The sequence below is a fragment of the Natronomonas sp. genome (assembly GCF_028274965.1).
GTDB lineage: Archaea > Halobacteriota > Halobacteria > Halobacteriales > Haloarculaceae > Natronomonas.
In genome coordinates, this window is sequence record NZ_JAQCNO010000064.1 from 1 (window position 1) to 1,830 (window position 1,830).

Below are 1,830 nucleotides of genomic sequence, written 5' to 3' on the forward strand. Positions count from 1 at the left end.
ATTTGAACCCACGAACTCCCGATTACAAGTCGGGTGCTTGAACCGCCCAAGCTCCCCTGGCGCAACGCGGGGCGCTACGCGTCGCCGTCTGTACCCTCGGAGCCGTCGTTGATGGGTTTTTCGAGTTCGATCCGGTGGGCGGTGTACCCACGCCGGCTGTAGAACCGGCGTGCGGGCTCGTTTCGAGCCATCGCCTGCAGCGAGACGGCGTCGACCCCCCTCGACGCCAGGTCCGCCTCGGCGGCCTCGAGCAGCGCGGTTCCGATCCCGTCGTCTCTGTCCGAGGGTCGGACGTAGACGTTGTGGATCACGCCGCGGGAGCGGTCCTGTTCGTACCGACCGGTCTCGACGGCGAAGGTCACGAACCCGACGACCGCGTCGCCGCGCCGCGCGAGGAGCGCGGTGTCGGCGACGACGTGTCGCACCATCGTTTCGTGGATCACGGGGCGGTTCTCCGAGGTCCGGAGGTGCGATCCGTGGCGGCGTTGATCGGCCGCGAGATCGAGCCACAGGTCGACGAGCGCGGTCACGTCGTCGCCGCCGGCGGCTTCGATGGCGACGTCCGTCGGGCGGTCAGACACGGCTACTGGTCGAGCGATTCGACGCCGGCAAGCGACTCGCCGGCGAGCATCTGCAGTGCGGCCCCGCCGCCGGTCGAGACGTGGTCGAACCCCTCGAGGATGCCCAACTTTCGGAGCGCCGAGGCGGTGTCCCCGCCGCCGACGATGCTCTTGTGGGCGCGCGAGGCGCACTTGTACAGCTCCAGCGTCCCGGTGTCGAAGCGGTCGTCCTCGAAGACGCCCGCCGGCCCGTTGAGGATCGCCGTCCCGGCGTCCTCTAAGATCTCGGCGTACGCCGAGACGGTTCTGACGCCGATGTCCATCGCCGGCTGTCCGGTCGGCAGTTCGCCAAGGTCCAGTTCGAGCCGCTCGTCGTCGTGTTCGACGGCGACGTCGCGGGGCATGTGTATCCGGTGGCTGAACTCGTCGAGCAGGTCGCCGGCGGCCTTGACCGCCCGGTGGCTCCGCTCGTTGACGATGGCCGCCGAGGCGGCGCCGAGGGAGACGCCGTCCGCGAGCAGAAAGGCGTTCCCGACGAGGCCGGTCGTCAGGACGCTGTCGGCGAGGCCGCGCTCGAGGACCGACCGGGCCACGCCGATCGAATCGTCGACCTTCGCGCCGCCGAGGACGTACACGCGGGGCTCGGGGCTCTCTGCGATGTTCCCGAGGACGTTTATCTCCCGTTCCATCACGCGTCCGGCGTACGCCGGGAGCCGCTGTGGAAACCCGACGATCGACGGCTGACGGCGGTGCGACGTGGCGAAGGCGTCGTTGACGTAGGCGTCGAGGGCAACCGAGAGCTTCTCAACCAGGTACGTGTCGGCCGCGTCCTCGGCGTCGAAGGACATGTACTCCTCGGAGTAAAACCGGGTGTTCTCGAGCAGCAGCGCCGATCCGGGGGCGAGGCGTTCGACGCGGTCTCTGGCGTCGCTCGAGAACGTCGAATCGCAGTGCTCGACGGGGGCCGCAAGCAGCTCGTCGAGACGCTCGGCGTGGGGGCGGAGGTCGCTGAAATCGTCGTCGCCGGGGCGGCCCTGGTGTGCGAGCAACGCGACGCGGGCGCCGCGCTCGCACAGCTCCGCGATCGTGTCGACGTGGGCGCGAACCCGGGCGTCGTCGGCGATCCCGTCGTCGTCCAACGGGCTGTTTATGTCGACCCGAACCCCGACCGCGGCCCCCTCGGCATCGAGGTCGTCGAGCATCCGTATCATGCTCCGGTGATCGATTGGTTGTTATGAAAGCCTTGCGCAACGCCGCGACCGCCGCCGAG

The 1,830-nt window shown here is 69.1% G+C and carries 2 protein-coding genes; both read right to left on the reverse strand.

The window, feature by feature from the left end; translation table 11 throughout:
• Window positions 1-74: 74 nt before the first annotated feature.
• The gene (locus tag Q0916_RS09870) at window positions 75-581 is read right to left on the reverse strand and encodes a GNAT family N-acetyltransferase (RefSeq protein ID WP_299237063.1); all 507 of its coding nucleotides are present in this window, start codon (window positions 579-581) and stop codon (window positions 75-77) included.
• A 2-nt stretch (window positions 582-583) separates the two neighbouring features.
• A complete protein-coding gene (locus tag Q0916_RS09875; protein WP_299237065.1) occupies window positions 584-1,771 on the reverse strand; it encodes a phosphoglycerate kinase in 1,188 nt (395 codons plus the stop codon).
• Window positions 1,772-1,830 lie beyond the last annotated feature (59 nt).

What these genes read in the sequence shown, in the direction of transcription:
- Q0916_RS09875 (WP_299237065.1), bottom strand. Translation starts at nt 1,771, where the DNA reads ATGATACGGATGCTCGACGACCTCGATGCCGAGGGGGCCGCGGTCGGG.